The organism is Pseudomonas sp. 57B-090624 (assembly GCF_003234055.1).
Classification (GTDB): domain Bacteria; phylum Pseudomonadota; class Gammaproteobacteria; order Pseudomonadales; family Pseudomonadaceae; genus Metapseudomonas; species Metapseudomonas tohonis.
Genome location: NZ_QKRU01000060.1, coordinates 26,629 through 43,260, shown reverse-complemented (window position 1 = coordinate 43,260; position 16,632 = coordinate 26,629). Strand labels below are relative to the sequence as shown.

The window sequence follows — 16,632 nt, the reverse complement described above, 5'->3', positions numbered from 1 at the left end:
AATTCGTAGGATGGGTAGAGCCGTGCGAAACCCATGCTGTGCAGGCCGATGCTCGCGGTGTGGCTGGAGCCTTCCAATCGATGGGTTTCGCTGCGCTCTACGCCATCCTACGAAGCGGTGCCATGCAATTCGTAGGATGGGTAAAGCCATGCGAAACCCATGCTGTGTCAGCCGGCGTACACGATGTGGCTGGCGGCTTCGAATCCATGGGTTTCGCTGCGCTCTACGCCATCCTACGAAGCGGTGCCATGCAATTCGTAGGATGGGTAGAGCCGTGCGAAACCCATGCTGTGCAGGCCGATGCTCGCGGTGTGGCTGGAGCCTTCCAATCGATGGGTTTCGCTGCGCTCTACGCCATCCTACGAAGCGGTGCCATGCAGTTCGTAGGATGGGTAGAGCCGTGCGAAACCCATGCTGTGTCAGCCGGCGTACACGATGGGACTGGAGGCTTCGAATCCATGGGTTTCGCTGCGCTCTACGCCATCCTACGGGGCGGTATGGCGCCCATGAAAAAGGGCCGGCGCCTGGTGGCGGCCGGCCCTTTGTCGTGCCTGGGAGGATTATTCCTCGATCGGCATCTCTTCGTCCGGGAAGGCCGGCTGCTCGCCGCCCATGGCGCCGCCCAGGCCACCGGCACTGGCCATGACCAGGCCGGCGAACTCCTCGACCGTCATCTTCTTGCCGTTGAACTCCACCTGGCCGTCGGCGTAGTGCAGGCGGGCGCGGATGTCGTTGCCCTCCAGGGCCACGAGCTGGGTGGAAAGCAGCATGCCGCTGGCCATCTCGGTGGTCATGGAGGCCTGCTGGGCGATGGCTTCCTGGTCGTCCTGGCCCTGGAGCACGGCCTGCACGCTGACCAGGTCGCTGATCATCGGCTTGGACAGGCTCAGGTCCAGGTCGAGGCTAGTGATGGCTTCGCGAGCGATCTGGTCCGGCGGCAGGTCGAAGGACGCCGGCTTGGCCAGTTGCATGGCCAGGCTGAAGCGGCTCTCGCCATTGGCGGTCTTCAGGCTCAGGCGCTCCAGGGCGAACTGCGGCTTGCCTTCCAGCAGCTTGACGAGGTCGGCCTTGGCCTGCTCCTGCTGCGCCTCGGTCAGCTCACCGAGGCCCGGTTCGCCAGCCTGGCCGACCTGCTGGTACAGCGCGCCGTAGAAGTCGGCCAGGGATTTCAGCGCGACCGAGTCGAGATTCTTCATGGTCCAGACCATCTGCGCGCTGCCGATGGGCTTGTCGGCGTAGCTGATGCTGCCGGCGTCGAGCGTCAGGCTGCCTTCGATGTTGCTGCCGTTCTCGCGGGTGTCCTGGCGCTGGGCCAGGTCGGCGAGCACCACGGCCGGGTTTTCGCCGATGGCGACGTTGGCGGTCTTCAGGCTGAAGTCGCTCTTGCCCACGTACAGGCCACTGGCGGCGCGGCTCTGGTCGCTGGCCAGGGACAGGCCCTGGAACAGCACGTGCACCGGCTCGCCCTGTTCGGAAACGGCGTCGACCTTGAGGCTGTCCATGGTGCCGATGGCGGCGACGCGGTTGCCGCCGGCATCGCTGCGCACTTCCAGGTTCAGGCCGGAGAAGCTCAGGTGGGACTCGTCGTCCATCTGCATGTCCAGGGGCAGCAGGGCCAGGCTGCCGCTCATGGAGCGGTCGTAACCGATGCTGACGTCACCGACCAGGGGCGCGGCGCCCTTGCTGGCGGCGAACCACTTCTCGACGCTGGGGCTGGATTCCAGGGCGTAGTTGCTGGCAGCCATCACCGGCGCCAGCTTGAAGGCCTTCAGGCGCGACACCGGGAAGGGGCCGTGCTCGATGTTGTCGACGAACAACAGCTCCAGGCCCTGGCCTTCCTCGCCGACGCGCACGCGGTAATGGGCGGTGCTGCTGAACAGGCCCTGTTCGAGGGAGACCAGCTCCATCGAGGCGGAGGTACCGAAGGCCGGCGCGGACAGCTTCAGCTGCGCATTGGCCTCCTTGATGGAGGTGTCCAGCACGGCGGGCAGCTGGGTGCCGGTGTACCAGGCCCCCGCGGCGGAGACAGCGGCGATGGCGACGACTGCGCCCAGGGCGATCTTTACGGTTTTGCTCATTGTTCGACTCGCGGAGTATCCATGTGAATGTTGCTTCCCTGCATCCGCAAGCGGGGCCGATGCAAAGCGGCGCGGAAAAATGCGGCGCAAAGGCTATCACTGCGCCATTGCGCCTCCAAGCGGCGGCCTGCGGTTCTGATGGCCAGTCGACGTTCAGTGCGGGCCGGGCCCGTCAGGCTTGTCGATCACCAGCGGCTGGGGCCGGCCGATCCAGTCGGAGATCAGGCTGTAGGCCACCGCCAGCAGCGTCGTCCCGAGGAACAGGCCCATGAAGCCGAAGGCGAGGATGCCGCCGAACACACCGAGCAGCACCACCACCAGCGGCAGGTTGCCGCCACGGCTGATGAGGTAGGGTTTGAGCACGTTGTCCACGCCGCTGATGATGAAGAAGCCCCAGATCGCCAGGAACACCCCATAGCCGTAGTCGCCGTGCCAGAACAGCCAGGCGGTGGCGGGCACCCACACCAGCGGCGGCCCCATCGGAATCAGGCTCAGGGCGAAGGTGGCCAGGCCCAGCACCAGCGCACCCGGCACCCCGGCGATCCAGTAGCCGATCAGCCCCAGCAGGCCCTGTGCGGCGGCGGTGCCGATCACGCCGTTGACCACCCGTTGCACGGTGCCGGCCACCAGCTCCAGGTAGTGCGGTGCGCGGTCGCCGATCAGGCGCTCCAGGGCACGCTCGGCGAACAGTGCCATGCGCGGGCCGTCGCGGTAGAAGAAGAACACCAGCACCAGGCTCAGGGCCAGTTCCAGCATGCCGCCGCCGATCTGTGCGCTGCGTGCCAGGATCCAGTTGCCGGCCTGGCCCATGTAGGGCTTGAGGCTGGTGAAGAAGGCCGCGCCCTGGGCGTCGACCCGTTGCCACAGCGCCACCAGGCGCTCACCCACCAGGGGCAGCTCGCCCAACCACTCCGGTGGCTGCGGCAGGCCTTCCACCTGAACGTTCTTGACCAGCTCGGTGGCATCGCGGATGTGGTCGGCGAGGTTGAAGCCCATCCACACCAGCGGCACCGCCACCAGCAACATCCAGCCAGCGGTGAGCAGCCCCGCAGCCAGGGACACGCGTCCGTCCAGCAGCCGCGTGAGCAGGCGCATCAGCGGCCAGCTGGCGAAGGCCAGCACGGCCGCCCAGAACAGCGCCGACCAGAAAGGGGCCAGCACCCAGATGCAGGCGCCCAGCAACGCGAGCAGCAGTATCTGCACCAGCAGGCGATCGTTATTCAGCATGAACGGGGCACTCCGTGGCAAAACGCGACCGTGGCGCCGAAGGGCGCCACGGGTGACAAGCATGGACGCTGCGCTTCAGCGCAGCCACTCGAGGTGCAGGCCTTCTGCGGTGTTTTCACCCAGTTCCAGGCGTGCGGCGCGCACGCCCTGCTCCACCAGGGCCTGGCGCCAGGCTTCGCCGCCCGCGCCGGACAGGCTGATGCGCAGGGTGCTGTCGAGGTTCAGGCAGCGCGCCAGCAGGGTCGCCCAGGCGGGCGTGGGCGCCGCCGGCAGGCTAGTGAGGTGAAGCTCGCCGCTGCTCTTGAGCTCGCGCATCAGGGTGCCGGGGGTCGGCAGTATCTCGCCCAGGGGCGCTGCGGAATCCAGCTGCTCGGCGTGCAGGTAGGCGCGGCGATTGCCCCGGGTGATGGCATACAGCGCCAGCAGGCTGTCCTGCTGGGGTTCGGCCAGGCGCACCAGCAGGTAGGCCTGCTGCTCGTCCGGCCCATAGAGACGGGCGTTGCCGAACACCGAGTTGGCCCACAGGCTGCTGGAGCCACAGTCGCGGCCCTGGCACCAGTAGAGGGGCACGGCGCCCTTGTCGAGCAGGGCGACCCGGGCGTTGTCGAAAGCCTCGCCCGAGCCGTGGCCGCTTGGCAGCAGGTAGGTGACCGAGGTCTGCCGGCCCTGGGCATCGATCTTCTGCTCGAAGCGCAGCTGGTTGCTGATGCGCCGGATCGAGCCTTGCGGGTAGATGCGCTCCTGGTCGCCGGCTTCCTTGAAGTCGACGATCTCGGCGTGGGGGAAGCGCGGCAACGCGCTGAGGTCGTGGCTGTCGGGCAGGTCGGCGGCGTGCACCGCGATCGCCTGCAGGGACGCGGCCAGGAGCAGGCCGCTAACGATGAAAGAGCGCATGCGCCTCCTTAGCGAATCAACATGGACTGGGCGGACTTGACCACCGTCTCGGCGGTTTCCTGGCGCCTGGGCACCTGCAGGCCACGCTGCACGGCCGGGCGGGCCTCGATGGCCGCCAGCCAGCGCTGCAGGTGGACGAGGCCCTCGACCGGCACACCGGCCCAGTCGTGCAGGCGCACCCAGGGGAAGGTGGCGATGTCGGCGATGCCGTAGTCGCCGGCCAGGTATTCCACCAGCGCCAGGCGCGAATCGAGCACCTCGTAGAGGCGGCGGGTCTCGTGCTGGTAACGGTCGATGGCCGGCTGGAGGGTTTCCGGGAAGTAGCGGTAGAAGACGTTGGCCTGGCCCTGCATCGGCCCGACCCCGCCCATCTGGAACATCAGCCACTGCATGGCCACCGAGCGGCCCTTGGCGTCGGCAGGCAGCAGCCGGCCGGTCTTCTCGGCGAGGTAGACGAGGATGGCGCCGGACTCGAACACGGCGAAGTCCCCCTCATCACGGTCGACGATGGCGGGGATGCGCCCGTTGGGGTTGATCTCCAGGAAGGACGGCGCCTTCTGTTCCTTGCGCTCGAAGGACAGCGCGTGGGCCCGGTAGGGCAGGCCCAGTTCCTCGAGGGCTATGGAGACCTTGTGTCCGTTGGGCGTGGCAGCGGTATAGAGATCGATCATCCGGGCTCTCCTTGGGAAGGCGCCCAGCCTTCCCGGTTGCCCCGATCAAGTCAAGGCGAGGCGAAGAAGCTATTGAAACAGTCTGCTACGGCCTGGGCGCCGCTTTCGTCATTGAGGTGCAGGTGGTGGCCGCCCGGCTTGTAGTGCACGTCGAAGCCTAGACCCTGGAGCAGCTCGGCGATACGCGGCTCGGCACGGATCTGCCCCTGCTCCGCCAGCACCAGGGAGGTGGGGCAGCGTACCGCGCGGACGAACTCGGTGGCGTGGGCGAAGGTCAGGCGCATCAGCGACGGCAGGGTCAGGCGCATGTCGGTGCGCCAGGTGTAGCCGCCGGGCACCGGCATCAGGCCACGGTTGGCGAGCAGTTCGGCGGCCTCGCGGCTCACCGCCACCACGCCCTTCATGCGCGCCTCCACCGCGCGCTCGACATCGGTGTACACCGGCTTGCGCTTCTCGCGCAGCGCCAGCCGCGCCTTGAGCGCATCACCCAGGCGCTTGGGCGCACTGTCGGCCTCGCCGGTGTAGGGAATCAGCCCGTCGATCAGCGCCAGGCGCTCGATGCGCTCGGGCAGGGAACCGGCCACCAGCACCGAGACGATGGCGCCGAGGGAGTGCCCCATCAGCGAGAAGCGCTCCCAGCCCAGTTGCTCGGCCACCAGCAGCACGTCCTCGGCGTATTCCCACAGCTGGTAGCTGGAGCCCGCCGGGTAGTGCCCGGAATGGCCGTGGCCGGCGAAGTCCAGGGCCACGATGCGCAGCCCCTGGAGCTTCGGCGCCAGGCGCGCGTAGGTCATGGCGTTGTCCAGCCAGCCGTGCAGGGCCAGCACGGGCTTGCCGTCCTCGGGCCCGAAGATGTGCGCCGCCAGTTCGACGTGGGGCAGGTTCAGGCGGATTTCCTCGACGTGCGCGGTCATGCGTGCTCCCGGTCGGTGCGCTGGCCTTCCCAGCGGTTGAAGAGATTCCTCAGCAGTTCGGCGGTGTCCTGCGGGCGCTCCAGGGGGAACATGTGGCCGCCCGGCAGGGACAGGTATTCACCCTTGGGTACGCGCTTGACCAGGCGTGCGTGATGGGGCAGCACCACGCGGCTGTGGCGGCCGCGCACCACCGCCAGGGGCACCTCGAGCTGCTGCGGACGGCCCGGGCTGTTGTGCGGGACGCTGCGGTAGATGCTGATCTCGGTGGCCGGGTCGAACTTCAGCCGCAGGCCGCTGCCGGTCTCGGTGAAGCCGTGGCGCACGTAGGCCTCCAGGCAGTCCGGGTCGAAGCGGCGGAACAGGGACTTGCCGGAAAAATACAGGCGCGCCTCGTCGAGGTCGGCGAACTCCTCGCGCCGGCCCAGGGTGCGCCCGGCCGGGGTGATGCGGTCGATGAAGCCGAAGCGCTTGGCCGCGCGGATGACGATGCGGTCGGCCAGGGTCAGCACCGGCGAGTCGAGCATCGCCACGCCGCGGTAGAGGTCCGGGCGGCGCAGTGCCGCGTGGTAGTGCAGCACGCCGCCGAGGGAGTGGCCGACGCCGAACACCGGCTCACCGTGGGCCTCGAGGTGGTGGATGAGTTCGTCCACCAGGTTTTCCCAGTTGTCGTTGACCGGGAAGCGCGGGTCATGGCCGTGCTGGTCCAGGTGCCGGATGCGGAAGTCCGGGCCCAGCGCCTGGAACAGCTTGGCGTAGGTGGCCGACGGGAAGCCGTTGGCATGGGCGAAGAAGATCGTCTGGGACATGGCGATGCCGGCTGGTTGGGAACTGCCAGGGATTTTCCGGCAGCCCGGCGCCCTCGGCAATGACCGTAACTGCCAGTGATGATGGCGCTATTGCCACAGCGGCGGACGGCCCTCAACCCAGCGTGCGCAAGCGTGCCGGCGGCACTCCGTAGGTGCGGCGGAACAGCCGGGAGAAATGCGCCTGGTCGTAGAAGCCCAGCTGCAGGGCCACGTCGCTGAGTGGCTGCTGGCCACGCAGCACCAGCGGCAGGGCCCGCTCCAGGCGCAGCTGGGTCAGCCACTGGTGGGGCGGCAGGCCGCAGTGCTGGCGGAAACGCCGCAGCGCCTGCCAGGGGCTGAGGCCGCAGAAGGCCGCCAGCTCCTCCAGGGACGGCGGCGATTCCAGGCGCGACTCCAGCCACTCGCGCAGGCGCTGCCAGGTACGTGCATCGAAGCCCTGGGCGGGCTCGCTGACCCGCAGCGTCGAGCCCTGCCCGAGCAGGCAGGCCAGCGCCGGCCAGAGCAGGCTTTCCAGGGCCAGGCGGGAGTGGCCGAGAAACCCCGCGTGCACGGCCTGCAGGCGTGCCTGCAGGGTGGGGTCGCGCAGGGTCGCGCTGGTCAGGCGGGGGGCGCCCTGGCGACCGTCGCTGAGCACGCGACTGGCTTCATCCAGCCATTGCGGCTCGATGGCCAGCACGCGGATGTGATAGCCCTCCCCGCCCTGGCTGGCGCCGTCGTGGATCTGTTCCGGCGCCATCAACAGCGCGTCGCCGCGCCCGGCCAGGCGCGACTCGCCCCGGCAGACGAAACGCTGCCGCCCGTTCAGCAGCAGGCCCACGTGGTACTCCAGGTGGAAATGCCGGGGAAAGGCGAAATCGCGGTACTCGGCATCGATCAGGCGGACGCCGGGCAGGCCGCTGACGATATGACTGATGCGCTCCATGGGCGCCACTCTAGCGCGTGGCAGTGCGATCGGCTTGGATGAAATTGCGCGACTGCCGGGAATCATCCGCCGAAGGCACGCGGCAACCGCAGGGGCGACTGAACTCGCCCCTGCATAGAGCGGTGTGATCACCCCTTCGGCGGCTGCTCGCCCAGGGGCACGATGGCCATGGTCAGGCGCGAGATGCAGCTGGGCTTGCCGTCGTCACCGCTGAGGCGGATGTCCCATACATGGGTGGTGCGCCCCAGGTGCACGGGACGGGCGACGGCGGTGACGCGGCCACTGCGCAGGCCGCGCAGGTGGTTGGCGTTGACCTCCAGGCCCACGCAGTAGAAGCGGCTGGTGTCGATGCACAGGTAGCTGGCGGTGGAGCCGAGGCTCTCGGCCAGCACCACCGAAGCGCCGCCGTGGAGCAGGCCGTAGGGTTGGTGGGTACGGCTGTCGACCACCATGCTGGCGGTGATCGATTCGTCGTCGAAGGCTTCGAAGCGGATATCCAGCAGGCCGCCGATGGTGCCTTGCTGGGATGCATTGAGTTTTTCGAGATCGGGGGTCTGGCGCCACAGGCTCATGTCGGCTCCTCGCAAGAATGCCGCCGGGGTGGCCAGGGCTCCCGGCGGTCAGGGGTCACTCGTGCCAGAGCACCGCCTGGCGGCGCTCGATCCATTCGGGGAAGCGCGAGCCGTAGGTGCCCTCCACCACGTTGCGCTTGATCTTCAGGGTAGGCGTCAGGAAGCCGTTGTCGACCGCCCAGACCTCCTTGACCAGCACCAGGCCGAGCAGGCGTTCGTGCTTGTCCAGCGCCTCGTTCACCTGCTCCAGCAACTCGCGCAGGCTGCCCTCCAGCTCGGCGCGGGTACCGTTGGCCGCTTCCTGGCGACCGACGTCGGAAAGCACGCAGAGCGCCATCGGCTGCGGCAGGCCATCGCCCACCACGCACACCTGCTCGATGCGGGTATGCACCGCCAGGCGGTTCTCGATGGGTGCCGGGGCCACGTACTTGCCCTTGCTGGTCTTGAAGATTTCCTTGATGCGGCCGGTGAGGCGCAGGTTGCCGGCGGCGTCCTGCTCGCCCTTGTCGCCGGTGCGCAGGAAGCCGTCGGGGGTGATGGTCTCGGCGGTCTTCTCCGGGTCCTTGTAGTAACCCTGCATGGTGGCGCCGCTGCGCACCTGCACCTCGCCATCGTCGTTGATGCGCACCTCGACACCGGGGCTGTTGCGGCCGATCCAGCCGGTCTTCTGCTCGCCCGGGCGGCACACGTGGGAGTAGCCGCAGTTCTCGGTCATGCCGTAGACCTCGAGCACATCCAGGCCCAGGCGCTTGTACCAATGCAGCAGCGCCTCGGGCACCGGCGCGGCGCCGCACAGGGCCACGCGCACGGCGTCCAGCCCGAGCCCGGCGAGCACCTTGCGGCCGACGATGCGACCGATGATCGGCAGCTTGAGCAGGCGGTCGAGCTTCTGCGCCGGCATCTTCGCGTACACCCCCATCTGGAACTTGGTCCAGATGCGCGGCACGCCGAAGATGGCGGTGGGACGGGCGCGCTTGAGGTCTTCGAGGAAGGTGTCGAGGCTCTCGGCGAAGAACACCGTCTGCCCGGCATAGAGCGAGGCCATCTCGACGAACATGCGCTCGGCCACATGGCACAGCGGCAGGTAGGACAGCAGGCGGTCGTCTTCACCGGTCTTGAACAGGTCGACACCGTGGCCGGCGGCGAAGGCGAAATTGCCGAAGCTCTGCATCACGCCCTTGGGCGTCCCGGTGGTGCCGGAGGTGTAGATGATGGTGGCCAGCTGCTCGGCGGCGGTCCGGGGGTTGTCGCGGATCGGCGTCTCCGCCTGCAACTCGCTCCACTGGTAGTCGAAGGTGCCCTCGGGGTGGATCGGCAGCGCGATGGTGGCCACGCCTTCGGGAATGCCGCTGGCCATGGCGGGCCAGTCGTCCAGCTTGCCGATGAAGGCCAGGGCGGTTTCCGAATGCGCCAGTACCTGGTGCACGGACTCGCCGGTGAGGTTGGGGTAGAGGGGAACGGAAACGTGCCCGGCCATCCAGATCGCAAGATCGGCGACTATCCAGTGGGCACAGTTCTTGGAAATGATGGCGATGCGGCTGCCCGGAGGCAGGTCACGCCCTCTCAGCCAGCTGGCGGCGCGTCGCGCCTGGTCGCCGACATCGCCCCAGGTCAGCTCCTCGACCCTGCCGCCGGACAGCGGTTGGACCAGGTAGCGTTTGTTGGGGTGACGTGCCTCTCGCTCGAAGAACATATCGAGCGGCAAACGGACTGCATCAGCCACAGGGCCTCCTCCTTTCTTGTTTTTCTGGGGACAACCAAGCACTTGCTTGGGCGAATATTCCACGCAGTAGGAAGCGGCGCAAGTTAAGAAATGTATCGGGCTCGGACACAGGCTCCGGGAGCCTCTGGGGCGGGGGTTGCAGCGGGAAATGATGGAGAGGGCGGCGGCGTTGCGCGCTGCCTGGCGACTCAGGCGCCCCTACCCGAGCGGGCCCGCCACAGGGCGGGCCGAGTGCTCCGGACCGGGAGCGCCCGTCAGTTCGACGGCGAGACGAACCAGGCCTCGAGCCCGGGCTTGTCGGTCTGCTGACCGGGCCGGTAGATGTAACCGGAAACCCGCGCATAGTTGTCCCAGTCGGTGCGCCAGAGCATGGTGCCCTGGTACTCCTTGCCGTTGCGCTTGAAGTCGATGCGCAGCCCCGAGGCGCCGTCCACCAGTTCGGAGTTCTCGAAGTGCGCCTTGCCCGTCCAGCTCTCCTCGCCCACGGTCCAGGCCAGGGACAGCTCGCCCTCGTCCTGGTAGATGTCCAGCTCGCCGGTGTAGGGCTTGCCGGTGTCGAGGTCGCGACCGACGATCCAGTAGTTGCCGACGAAGAAGGAAGGGTCCGGGTTGTCCGCCGCCAGGAGGGTGGAACCGGGCAGCAGGGTGGCGAGCGCCATCAGGGCGCGGAGCGTGATGCGTCTGAGCATGTGGGTCGTCCTTGGGGCGGGGTCAGATCCGGTGTGCGTGGTGCAGGGAGCGCAGCTCCATCAGGCCCGCGAGGGCCATATCGCCCTCCAGCTCGACGAGGCTGGCGGTGCCCAGGGGCAGCGGCTGCTGGCGATGACCGTGGATCAGCAGGCCCGCCAGTTCGCCGACGAAGGGGTTGTGGGTCACCAGCAACAGCTCGCCCTCCTCCCGCTCGGCCAGTCGCGCGAGGGCTTCACGCGGGTCGCTTTCCGGGGTCAGCCAGGGCTGCGTCACCAGCGCGCCGGAGAAATCCAGCGCCTCGCGCACCAGTTCGGCACTCTGCTGGGCCCGCAGGTAGGGGCTGGCGATGATGGCCTGCAACGGGCGACCGGCCAGGCGTGCCGCGGCATGCAGCACCTCCTGGCGGCCATTGCGGGTCAAGGGGCGTTCGGCGTCGGTGGCCGCGCGGGGCTCGGCCTCACCGTGGCGTAGCAACCACAGCCTCACAGCTTGGGCTCTTCGTCGCGCGCGGGGTGCGGTGCCGGCGGCACCACGTGGGCGGCCTCGCCTTCCGGCGGGCGCGGCGTGGGCCAGTCGGCGAAGGGCCAGGGCTTTTCCTCGGTATTGAAGGTGCCGAAGCGGCCGATCTGCGCCAGGTACTGGCTCAGGCTGTCGCCGAACCCCATCAGGCCGCCACTGGGCGCGCCGTAGAAGGCCCGGTAGCCGAGCTGCGCCAGGACCACCACGCCGAGGACGATCTCGGCCAGTTGCCAGACGACGACGAAGATCAGCATCCACAGCACGCGCAGCAGGATCGACTCCCGCTGCAGGTCTTCGCGCTCATCACTCATGGGAATCTCCTTGTCCGAAGTTGGCGGGGCTCAGAAGCCGCTGGTGGGAATGAAGTCGACGTCGGTCTTGGGTTCGGCGCGCATCAGCGCCTCGATCACCTGGGCCAGCGTACGCCCCTCGAAAAGAATGGCATGCAGGCCAGCGACCAGCGGCATGTACACCTGCAGCTCCTCGGCACGGGCCTTGAGCACCTTGAGGGTGTTGACGCCCTCGGCCACCTCGCCCAGGCGCGCCACCGCGTCTTCCAGGCTGAGGCCTTCGCCCAGGGCGTGGCCGACCTGGTAGTTGCGGCTCTTGGGCGAGGAACAGGTGACGATCAGGTCGCCGACGCCGGCCAGGCCGAGGAAGGTCATGGGGTTGGCGCCGAGCTTCACGGCGAAGCGGGTCATCTCCGCCAGCGCGCGGGTGATCAGCATGCTCTTGGTGTTCTCGCCCATGCCCAGCGCCGCGGCCATGCCGGCGATGATCGCGTAGACGTTCTTCAGCGCACCGCCCAGCTCGACGCCGAAGCGATCGGCACTGGCATAGACGCGGAAGGTCTTGCCGTGCAGGGCGGCCTGCACCTGCTGGCACAGCTCGGTGTCTTCGCTGGCGACCACGGTGGCGGTGAGGGCGTGGTCGGCCACCTCGCGTGCCAGGTTGGGGCCGGAGAGCACACCGATGCGTGCCTCGGGGGCGATGTCTTCGAGGATCTGGCTCATCAGCAGGAAGCTCTGCGCCTCGATGCCCTTGGTCAGGCTCACCAGCATGCGCCCCTTCAACTGGCCGGCGACCGGTTCGAGCACCTTGCGCAAGGCGCTGGAGGGAATGGCGACGAAGATCAGCTCGCAACTGGCGAGCACCGCATCCAGGTCGGTGGTGGGTTCGACGCCGGGATGGATCTTCACCCCCTTGAGGTAGCGCGGGTTCTCGCGGTTGGCGCGGATCGCCTCGGCCTGCTCGGGATCGCGCATCCACTGCTGCACGCTCTTGCCGTTCTCGGCCAGGAGGTTGGCGATGGCGGTGCCGAAGCTGCCGCCGCCCAGCACCGCGATCGATTGCTGTTGAGTCATAACCAGTCCATGTAGAGCCATCGGGGATGGCGGTTGCGCGCATTATACGGAGGGCCGAGCGACCAGCCAGTCTCAAACGAGCCATCTGCCACTGGTCAAGTGTGAACCCAGGCACGACAATTCAGCCTTCTAAGACCACGTCGGACGAACGGGGTGCCCAACCCGCCGCGACGGATGCCATTCGACCAGAGCGCAGGCCCAGCTAGAGTTTCCCATGCATTCATCTTTTCCATGGACGAGCCTGTCACGAGGCACACGGATGATCCGCCGCCCAGCCCCCCTCCTCTTCTCCACCGCCATCGCACCGGGCGCCCGCCTCGGGGAGTGCCGATGAACCTGCGCCGTGGCTGGGACATCCACACCCGCACGCAACTGATCAGCCTGGGCCCGGCCCTGCTGCTGACGCTGCTGCTCACCGGCTTCTTCACCTTCGCCCGCCTGCAGGACCTGCGCCAGGAGCTGAACCACACCGGCCAGCTGATCGCCAACCAACTGGCGCCAGCCGCCGAATACGGCGTGATCGCCGGCAACCTGCCGGTACTCGAAGGCCTGCTCAAGGCGACCCTGGACACCCCGCACGTGCGCTTCCTCGAAGTGCGCGACCGTGAAGACAACATCCTCGTCTACGTCGAACAGCCCGGCAGCCTGGACAAGGCCGGCCCCCAGGTCGAGGTGTTCCACGCGCCGATCCGCATGCAGCAGATGAAGCTGGACAGCGAGGCGCTGTTCCACAGCGAGCGCAGCAACGGCAAGCTCGCCACCGGCTACCTGGGGCGCGTGGTGGTGGGCATGTCCAACGACGCCTTCAGCAGCCGGCAGCAGGAAATCCTCCTCAAGGCCACCGTGCTGGCGCTGTTCGCCCTGGTGCTCACCTTCCTCCTGGCGCGGCGCCTGGCCACCCGCCTGTCGCAGCCGATCAGCGCCATGGGCGAGGCGGTCGAGGCCATCCAGGGCGGCAACTACCAGGCCAGCCTGCCGGTGGTGGACGAGGGCGAGCTGGGCGACCTGGCGCGGCACATCAACAACCTCGCCAATGGCCTGGCCAAGGCCAGCCGCGAGCAGCAGCAGGCCATCGACCAGCTGATCAGCGCCCGCGAGGAGGCCGAGCAGGCCAACCGCGCCAAATCCGACTTCCTGGCGATGATGAGCCACGAACTGCGCACGCCCATGAACGGCGTCCTGGGCATGCTGCAACTTCTTGAAACAACCGAACTGAACCGCGAACAGGCCGAGTACGCCGCCCTGGCCGCCGAATCCACCGAGCACCTGCTCAAGGTCATCAACGACATCCTCGACTTCTCGCGCATCGAACGCGGTGCACTGGAGCTGGAGCGCATCTCCTTCAACCTGCTGGAACTGGTCCAGGGCTCGGTGCAGGTGTTCCAGCACAGCGCACTGCAGCGCGGCCTGGCGCTGACCCTGGAAACCCAGGAAGGCCTGGAGCAGATCGAGGTGCAAGGCGACCCGACGCGCATCCGCCAGATCCTGGTGAACCTGGTCGGCAACGCCCTGAAATTCACCGAGGACGGCGGCATCCGCGTCCTCACCCAGTGGCAGCCGCTGGACGACGAAGTGCTGTGGCTGACCTGCGCCGTGCACGACAGCGGCATCGGCATCCCGCCGGAACGCCTGGAGCACATGTTCGACGCCTTCCAGCAGGCCGACAGCTCCATCTCCCGGCGCTACGGCGGCACCGGGCTCGGCCTGCCCATCGCCCGCACCCTGGCCGAACGCATGGGCGGCACCCTGCGCGCGGAGAGCCTCGAGGGCCGCGGCTCGATCTTCACCCTGGAAATCCCCCTGCCGTTCCGCCAGCAGGAGCGCCGGGCCAGCGAGGGCAGCGCCAGCGACACCACCAACGGCGGCGGCCAGCAGGTGCTGCTGGTGGAGGACAACCCCGTCAACCAGACCGTGATCGAGGCCATGCTGCGCAGCCTCGGCTACCGCGTCAGCCTGGTGGGCGACGGCGCCCAGGCGGTGCAGAGCGCCTCGCGCCAGCACTTCTCGGCGATCCTCATGGACTGCCGGCTGCCGGTGCTCGATGGCTACGAAGCCACCCGGCAGATTCGCAAGATGAATGGAGGGGCCCGCACGCCGATCATCGCCCTCACCGCCAACGCCCTGCAGGGCGACCGCGAAGCCTGCCTGGACGCCGGCATGAACGACTACCTCGCCAAGCCCTTCAAGCGGGCCGACCTGCAGCGCGTCCTGCAGCGCTGGCTGGGTGGCGCGGCGGATTGCCCCCCCGACCTTCGGTGAGTGGGCAACAGTGCTAAAGTGCGGCAGGCTTGCGCCGCAAAGGGCCCGCAGCAACGGCGCAAGCGTCCTTGAACAAGTGAACGACTGTACTCTGTGACTTTCACTGCAACGCAACAGTCTATGACTAGTCTGCTGATTCGACGCCTGTGCGCGCGGCAGTGTGGACGAAATGCCAAGCCCTGCACGGGGACCATTGAGGAGCTCGCATGACCAAACAAAACGCCTATTCCCGGGAAGACCTGCTGCGCTGCAGTCGCGGTGAGCTGTTCGGCCCCGGTAATGCGCAACTGCCCGCCCCCAACATGTTGATGATCGATCGCATCGTCCATATCAGCGAAACCGGCGGTAAGTACGGCAAGGGCGAAATCGTCGCCGAGCTCGACATCAATCCGGACCTGTGGTTCTTCGCCTGCCATTTCGAAGGCGACCCGGTGATGCCGGGCTGCCTGGGCCTGGATGCCATGTGGCAACTGGTCGGCTTCTACCTCGGCTGGCAGGGCAACCCCGGCCGTGGCCGTGCCCTGGGTTCGGGCGAGGTGAAATTCTTCGGCCAGATCCTGCCCACCGCGAAAAAGATCACCTACAACATCCAGATCAAGCGCACCATCAGCCGCTCGCTGATCCTCGGCATCGCCGATGGCACCGTCAGCGTCGATGGCCGCGAGATCTACAGCGCCGAAGGCCTTCGCGTCGGCCTGTTCACTTCCACTGACAGTTTTTAAGGGTTATCCGCATGCGTCGTGTCGTGATCACTGGCCTGGGCATCGTTTCCTGCCTGGGCAATGACAAGGAAACCGTTTCCGCCAACCTGCGTGCAGGCCGGGCCGGCATCCGCCACAACCCGTCCTATGCCGAAATGGGCCTGCGCAGCCACGTTTCCGGTTCGGTCGACCTGAACCTCGAAGAGCTGATCGATCGCAAGATCTTCCGCTTCATGGGCGACGCCGCCGCCTACGCCTACCTGGCGATGGAACAGGCGATCAAGGACTCGGGCCTGCAGCCCGAGCAGATCTCCAACCCGCGCACCGGCCTGATCGCAGGCTCCGGCGGCGCCTCCACCGTCAACCAGATGGAAGCCATCGACACCCTGCGCGAGAAGGGCGTCAAGCGCATCGGCCCATACCGCGTCACCCGCACCATGGGCAGCACCGTATCCGCGTGCCTGGCCACCCCCTTCCAGATCAAGGGCGTGAACTTCTCCATCTCCTCCGCCTGCGCCACCAGCGCCCATTGCATCGGCCAGGCCATGGAGCAGATCCAGCTCGGCAAGCAGGACGTGGTCTTCGCCGGCGGTGGTGAAGAAGAACACTGGAGCCAGAGCTGCCTGTTCGACGCCATGGGCGCCCTCTCCACCCAGTACAACGACACCCCCGAGAAGGCCTCCCGCGCCTACGACGCCAAGCGTGACGGCTTCGTCATCGCCGGTGGCGGCGGCATGGTCGTGGTCGAGGAACTGGAGCACGCCCTCGCGCGCGGCGCCAAGATCTACGCGGAAATCGTCGGCTACGGCGCCACCTCCGATGGCTACGACATGGTCGCTCCGAGCGGCGAAGGCGCGATCCGCTGCATGCAGCAGGCGCTGTCCACCGTCGACACCCCGATCGACTACCTGAACACCCACGGCACCTCCACCCCGGTCGGCGACGTCGCCGAGATCCGTGGCGTGCGCGAAGTGTTCGGCGACAAGGCCCCGGCCATCAGCTCCACCAAGAGCCTGTCCGGCCACAGCCTGGGCGCCGCCGGCGTGCACGAGGCGATCTACTGCCTGCTGATGATGGAAGGCAACTTCATCGCCGGCTCCGCCAACATCGACGAGCTGGACCCGGAAGTGGCCGACCTGCCGATCCTGCGCGAGACCCGCGAGAACGCCAAGCTGGACACCATCATGTCCAACAGCTTCGGCTTCGGCGGCACCAACGCCACCCTGGTGCTCAAGCGCTTCTCGGCCTGACGCACCGCCGCAAGGCCAGCGCGACACCCACCATGCCCGTAT

General features: G+C 67.6%; 16 protein-coding genes. 3 read left to right on the top strand and 13 right to left on the bottom strand.

Features of this window, described 5'->3' with window-relative positions:
• Positions 1-560: 560 nt before the first annotated feature.
• The 13 genes from DMX10_RS24145 to DMX10_RS24085 form a co-directional block, all read right to left on the bottom strand.
• Positions 561-2,078 (bottom strand): YdgA family protein, encoded by a 1,518-nt coding sequence (locus DMX10_RS24145; protein WP_111263475.1) that lies wholly within the window; start codon positions 2,076-2,078, stop codon positions 561-563.
• Between the two features lie 153 nt (positions 2,079-2,231).
• Positions 2,232-3,305, bottom strand: a complete 1,074-nt coding sequence (locus DMX10_RS24140; protein ID WP_111263474.1) for an AI-2E family transporter — start codon at positions 3,303-3,305, stop codon at positions 2,232-2,234.
• Between the two features lie 75 nt (positions 3,306-3,380).
• Positions 3,381-4,199 carry a DUF4892 domain-containing protein gene (locus DMX10_RS24135; protein WP_111263473.1) on the bottom strand — a complete coding sequence of 273 codons (819 nt, stop codon included), beginning with the start codon at positions 4,197-4,199 and terminating at the stop codon, positions 3,381-3,383.
• A gap of 8 nt (positions 4,200-4,207) precedes the next feature.
• A complete protein-coding gene (locus DMX10_RS24130) occupies positions 4,208-4,870 on the bottom strand; it encodes a glutathione S-transferase family protein (protein ID WP_111263472.1) in 663 nt (220 codons plus the stop codon).
• Positions 4,871-4,920: 50 nt separating this feature from the next.
• Positions 4,921-5,784, bottom strand: coding sequence for an alpha/beta fold hydrolase (locus DMX10_RS24125; protein ID WP_111263471.1), 864 nt, complete (start codon positions 5,782-5,784; stop codon positions 4,921-4,923).
• Positions 5,781-6,590, bottom strand: a complete 810-nt coding sequence (locus tag DMX10_RS24120; protein WP_111263470.1) for an alpha/beta fold hydrolase — start codon at positions 6,588-6,590, stop codon at positions 5,781-5,783. The genes DMX10_RS24125 and DMX10_RS24120 overlap by 4 nt, the downstream gene beginning before the upstream one ends.
• Before the next feature lie 112 nt (positions 6,591-6,702).
• Positions 6,703-7,512: an AraC family transcriptional regulator gene (locus DMX10_RS24115; RefSeq protein ID WP_111263469.1), complete on the bottom strand. Its 810-nt coding sequence runs from the start codon at positions 7,510-7,512 to the stop codon at positions 6,703-6,705.
• 128 nt (positions 7,513-7,640) lie between these two features.
• The gene (locus DMX10_RS24110; RefSeq protein ID WP_111263468.1) at positions 7,641-8,084 is read right to left on the bottom strand and encodes a hotdog fold thioesterase; all 444 of its coding nucleotides are present in this window, start codon (positions 8,082-8,084) and stop codon (positions 7,641-7,643) included.
• Between the two features lie 55 nt (positions 8,085-8,139).
• Positions 8,140-9,807 (bottom strand): AMP-binding protein, encoded by a 1,668-nt coding sequence (locus DMX10_RS24105; RefSeq protein WP_111263467.1) that lies wholly within the window; start codon positions 9,805-9,807, stop codon positions 8,140-8,142.
• 254 nt (positions 9,808-10,061) lie between these two features.
• Positions 10,062-10,496 carry a hypothetical protein gene (locus DMX10_RS24100; protein WP_111263466.1) on the bottom strand — a complete coding sequence of 145 codons (435 nt, stop codon included), beginning with the start codon at positions 10,494-10,496 and terminating at the stop codon, positions 10,062-10,064.
• A 22-nt stretch (positions 10,497-10,518) separates the two neighbouring features.
• Entirely contained in the window at positions 10,519-10,983 is a 465-nt protein-coding gene (gene sixA, locus DMX10_RS24095) for a phosphohistidine phosphatase SixA (RefSeq protein ID WP_111263465.1), read from the bottom strand.
• Positions 10,980-11,327: a DUF4389 domain-containing protein gene (locus tag DMX10_RS24090; RefSeq protein WP_111263464.1), complete on the bottom strand. Its 348-nt coding sequence runs from the start codon at positions 11,325-11,327 to the stop codon at positions 10,980-10,982. The genes sixA and DMX10_RS24090 overlap by 4 nt, the downstream gene beginning before the upstream one ends.
• 30 nt (positions 11,328-11,357) lie before the next feature.
• Positions 11,358-12,380: an NAD(P)H-dependent glycerol-3-phosphate dehydrogenase gene (locus tag DMX10_RS24085; RefSeq protein WP_111263463.1), complete on the bottom strand. Its 1,023-nt coding sequence runs from the start codon at positions 12,378-12,380 to the stop codon at positions 11,358-11,360.
• Positions 12,381-12,710: 330 nt separating this feature from the next.
• Between DMX10_RS24085 and DMX10_RS24080 the strand changes: the two genes are divergently transcribed.
• The 3 genes from DMX10_RS24080 to fabB all read left to right on the top strand — a co-directional run bounded on the left by DMX10_RS24080 (position 12,711) and on the right by fabB (position 16,590).
• Positions 12,711-14,639, top strand: a complete 1,929-nt coding sequence (locus DMX10_RS24080) for an ATP-binding protein (protein ID WP_111263462.1) — start codon at positions 12,711-12,713, stop codon at positions 14,637-14,639.
• A 206-nt stretch (positions 14,640-14,845) separates the two neighbouring features.
• Positions 14,846-15,361 carry a 3-hydroxyacyl-[acyl-carrier-protein] dehydratase FabA gene (gene fabA / locus DMX10_RS24075; protein ID WP_021220691.1) on the top strand — a complete coding sequence of 172 codons (516 nt, stop codon included), beginning with the start codon at positions 14,846-14,848 and terminating at the stop codon, positions 15,359-15,361.
• A gap of 11 nt (positions 15,362-15,372) precedes the next feature.
• Positions 15,373-16,590: a beta-ketoacyl-ACP synthase I gene (gene fabB, locus DMX10_RS24070; RefSeq protein ID WP_111263461.1), complete on the top strand. Its 1,218-nt coding sequence runs from the start codon at positions 15,373-15,375 to the stop codon at positions 16,588-16,590.
• The last annotated feature ends 42 nt before the right edge of the window (positions 16,591-16,632 follow it).

What these genes read in the sequence shown, in the direction of transcription:
- DMX10_RS24140 (WP_111263474.1), bottom strand. Translation starts at nt 3,305, where the DNA reads ATGCTGAATAACGATCGCCTGCTGGTGCAGATACTGCTGCTCGCGTTG.
- DMX10_RS24110 (WP_111263468.1), bottom strand. Translation starts at nt 8,084, where the DNA reads ATGAGCCTGTGGCGCCAGACCCCCGATCTCGAAAAACTCAATGCATCC.
- DMX10_RS24135 (WP_111263473.1), bottom strand. Translation starts at nt 4,199, where the DNA reads ATGCGCTCTTTCATCGTTAGCGGCCTGCTCCTGGCCGCGTCCCTGCAG.
- DMX10_RS24120 (WP_111263470.1), bottom strand. Translation starts at nt 6,590, where the DNA reads ATGTCCCAGACGATCTTCTTCGCCCATGCCAACGGCTTCCCGTCGGCC.
- DMX10_RS24085 (WP_111263463.1), bottom strand. Translation starts at nt 12,380, where the DNA reads ATGACTCAACAGCAATCGATCGCGGTGCTGGGCGGCGGCAGCTTCGGC.
- DMX10_RS24100 (WP_111263466.1), bottom strand. Translation starts at nt 10,496, where the DNA reads ATGCTCAGACGCATCACGCTCCGCGCCCTGATGGCGCTCGCCACCCTG.
- DMX10_RS24145 (WP_111263475.1), bottom strand. Translation starts at nt 2,078, where the DNA reads ATGAGCAAAACCGTAAAGATCGCCCTGGGCGCAGTCGTCGCCATCGCC.
- fabA (WP_021220691.1), top strand. Translation starts at nt 14,846, where the DNA reads ATGACCAAACAAAACGCCTATTCCCGGGAAGACCTGCTGCGCTGCAGT.
- DMX10_RS24090 (WP_111263464.1), bottom strand. Translation starts at nt 11,327, where the DNA reads ATGAGTGATGAGCGCGAAGACCTGCAGCGGGAGTCGATCCTGCTGCGC.
- fabB (WP_111263461.1), top strand. Translation starts at nt 15,373, where the DNA reads ATGCGTCGTGTCGTGATCACTGGCCTGGGCATCGTTTCCTGCCTGGGC.
- DMX10_RS24115 (WP_111263469.1), bottom strand. Translation starts at nt 7,512, where the DNA reads ATGGAGCGCATCAGTCATATCGTCAGCGGCCTGCCCGGCGTCCGCCTG.
- DMX10_RS24125 (WP_111263471.1), bottom strand. Translation starts at nt 5,784, where the DNA reads ATGACCGCGCACGTCGAGGAAATCCGCCTGAACCTGCCCCACGTCGAA.
- DMX10_RS24130 (WP_111263472.1), bottom strand. Translation starts at nt 4,870, where the DNA reads ATGATCGATCTCTATACCGCTGCCACGCCCAACGGACACAAGGTCTCC.
- DMX10_RS24080 (WP_111263462.1), top strand. Translation starts at nt 12,711, where the DNA reads ATGAACCTGCGCCGTGGCTGGGACATCCACACCCGCACGCAACTGATC.